The organism is Pseudomonas brassicacearum subsp. brassicacearum, assembly GCF_008801605.1.
Lineage (GTDB): Bacteria > Pseudomonadota > Gammaproteobacteria > Pseudomonadales > Pseudomonadaceae > Aquipseudomonas > Aquipseudomonas brassicacearum.
The window spans coordinates 1-3496 of sequence record NZ_VZPJ01000029.1 but is presented as its reverse complement, the minus strand read 5'-3'; the positions used below and the strand labels follow the sequence as shown (position 1 = coordinate 3496).

General features: G+C 60.2%; 1 protein-coding gene. It reads right to left on the bottom strand.

Features of this window, described 5'->3' with window-relative positions; all coding sequences use genetic code 11:
- The coding region (locus tag F7R20_RS31290; RefSeq protein WP_346266515.1) for an immunoglobulin-like domain-containing protein at positions 1–3496 on the bottom strand (3496 nt) is incomplete at both ends.

Sequence of the window (3496 nt, the reverse complement as noted above, 5' to 3'; positions counted from 1 at the left end):
CGGTGTAAACGACAGTCCCACCTTCGGCCACAGTCGAAGTCGCAGTGAGCGAAACGGTGCTGGTGTCGATGGTGTCAGTGACATCGGTCACTGCTGGCGTGGTACTCGGAACCAGGTTCTCGAAGTTGCCGCCAGTGGCTTTATCGATGCTGACTTCAACTTTACCAGCGTCTTTGTAGACGTCGTCTTTTGGCGCATCGACGGTCACGGTGCCGGTAGTGGCGCCCGCAGCGATGTTGATCACCGCGCCGTTGCTCAAGGTGACGGTCACTGGCGAGCCAGCGGCGTTGGTCAATGTTGCGGTGTAAACGATGGAACCGCCTTCGGTGACAGTGTCAGTTGCCGAGAGCGTCAGGCCAGTGGTGTCCTGGGTGTCTGTGACGATGGTGTCGGCAGGCTTGCCGTCGATGTCCAGTTTTTCGTAGTTGCCGCCCTTGGCGTCATCAATCTTCACGCTCAGGTTATCGCCGCCCGCGAGGGCGTCGTTTGGTGTCACGAAGTTCACGGTGCCGCTGCTGGCGCCAACCGGAATGGTGATGGTCTGGCCGTTCGACAGGGTGATAACCAACGGAGCGTCGGTCACGGGTGCGTTAACCGAGGCGGTGTAAACGACAGTCCCACCTTCGGCCACAGTCGAAGTCGCAGTGAGCGAAACGGTGCTGGTGTCGATGGTGTCAGTGACATCGGTCACTGCTGGCGTGGTACTCGGAACCAGGTTCTCGAAGTTACCGCCAGTAGCCTTGTCGATGCTGACTTCAACTTTACCAGCGTCTTTGTAGACGTCGTCTTTTGGTGCGTCGACGGTCACGGTGCCAGTGGTGGCGCCCGCAGCGATGTTGATCACAGCGCCGTTGCTCAGGGTCACAGTCACTGGCGAGCCAGCGGCGTTGGTCAATGTTGCGGTGTAAACGATGGAGCCGCCTTCGGCGACGCTATCGGTTGCACTCAAGGTCAGGCCAGTGGTGTCCTGAGTGTCTGTGACGGTGGTGTCGGCAGGCTTGCCGTCGATGTCCAGTTTTTCGTAGTTGCCGCCCTTGGCGTCGTCGATTTTGACGCTCAGGTTATCGCCGCCCGCGAGGGCGTCGTTTGGCGTGACGAAGTTCACGGTGCCGCTGCTGGCGCCAACCGGAATGGTGATGGTCTGGCCGTTCGACAGGGTGATAACCAACGGAGCGTCGGTCACGGGTGCGTTGACCGAGGCGGTGTAAACCACGGTCCCACCTTCGGCCACCGTCGAAGTCGCTGTGAGCGAAACGGTGCTGGTGTCGATGGTGTCGGTAACGTCGGTCACCGCTGGGGTGGTGCTCGGAACCAGGTTCTCGAAGTTGCCGCCAGTGGCTTTATCGATGCTGACTTCGACTTTGCCGGCGTCTTTGTAGACGTCGTCTTTTGGTGCGTCGACGGTCACGGTGCCGGTAGTGGCGCCCGCAGCGATGTTGATCACCGCGCCGTTGCTCAGGGTCACAGTGACAGGCGAGCCGGCGGCGTTGGTCAATGTTGCGGTGTAAACGATCGAGCCGCCTTCAGCAACGCTATCGGTTGCACTCAAGGTCAGGCCGGTAGTGTCCTGCACATCGGTAACGGTGGTGTCCGCCGGGGTGGCGTCGATGTCCAGTTTTTCGTAATTGCCACCCTTGGCGTCATCAATCTTCACGCTCAGGTTATCGCCGCCCGCGAGGGCGTCGTTTGGTGTCACGAAGTTCACGGTGCCGCTGCTGGCGCCAACCGGAATGGTGATGGTCTGGCCGTTCGACAGGGTGATAACCAACGGAGCGTCGGTCACGGGTGCGTTAACCGAGGCGGTGTAAACGACAGTCCCACCTTCGGCCACCGTCGAAGTCGCTGTGAGCGAAACGGTGCTGGTGTCGATGGTATCGGTGACATCGGTCACTGCTGGCGTGGTACTCGGAACCAGGTTCTCGAAGTTACCGCCAGTAGCCTTGTCGATGCTGACTTCAACTTTGCCAGCGTCTTTGTAGACGTCGTCTTTTGGCGCATCGACAGTGACGGTGCCGGTGGTGGCGCCTGCTGCGATGTTGATGACGGCGCCGTTGCTCAAGGTGACGGTCACTGGTGAGCCGGCGGCGTTGGTCAGGGTGGCGGTGTAGACGATCGAGCCGCCTTCGGCTACTTCGGTAGACGCGGACAGACTCAGGCCAGTGGTGTCCTGAGTGTCTGTGACGGTGGTTTCGGCAGGCTTGCCGTCGATGTCCAGTTTTTCGTAGTTGCCACCCTTGGCGTCGTCGATTTTGACGCTCAGGTTATCGCCGCCTGCGAGGGCGTCGTTCGGCGTAACGAAGTTCACCGAAGCGGAGCTGGCGCCAACCGGAATGGTGATGGTCTGGCCGTTCGACAGGGTAATAACCAACGGAGCGTCGGTCACGGGTGCGTTAACCGAGGCGGTGTAAACCACGGTGCCGCCTTCGGCGACGGTGGACGTTGCGGTCAGGCTGACAGTCGAGGTGTCGATGGTATCGGTAACGTCAGTCACCGCAGGCGTGGTGCTAGGAACCAGGTTCTCGAAGTTGCCGCCAGTGGCTTTATCGATGCTGACTTCGACTTTACCAGCGTCTTTGTAGACGTCGTCTTTTGGCGCATCGACGGTCACGGTGCCAGTGGTGGCGCCTGCTGCGATGTTGATGACGGCGCCGTTGCTCAAAGTCACAGTGACAGGCGAGCCAGCGGCGTTGGTCAGGGTGGCGGTGTAAACGATGGAGCCGCCTTCAGCAACGCTATCGGTTGCACTCAAGGTCAGGCCGGTAGTGTCCTGTACATCGGTAACGGTGGTATTCGCCGGAGTGGCGTCGATGTTCAGTTTTTCGTAGTTGCCGCCCTTGGCGTCGTCGATCTTCACGCTCAGGTTATCGCCGCCTGCGAGGGCGTCGTTTGGCGTAACGAAGTTCACGGTGCCGCTGCTGGCGCCAACCGGGATGGTGATGGTCTGGCCGTTCGACAGGGTAATAACCAACGGAGCGTCGGTCACGGGTGCATTGACCGAGGCGGTGTACACCACGGTGCCGCCTTCCGCGACGGTGGACGTTGCGGTCAGGCTGACAGTCGAGGTGTCGATGGTATCGGTAACGTCAGTCACCGCAGGCGTGGTACTCGGAACCAGGTTCTCGAAGTTACCACCAGTGGCTTTATCGATGCTGACTTCAACTTTGCCAGCGTCTTTGTAGACGTCGTCTTTTGGTGCGTCGACGGTCACGGTGCCAGTGGTGGCGCCTGCGGCGATGTTGATGACGGCGCCGTTGCTCAGGGTCACAGTGACAGGCGAGCCAGCGGGGTTGGTCAATGTTGCGGTGTAGACGATTGAGCCGCCTTCAGCTACTTCGGTAGACGCGGACAGGCTCAGGTCAGTGGTGTCCACCGAATCGGTAATCGTGGTGACTGCAGGCGCCGTGCTCGGCACCAGGTTTTCGAAGTTGCCACCGGTCGCACCGGTAATGGTGGTGCTGACCGTGCTGCCGTTGTTATAGACGTCATTGGCTGGCGT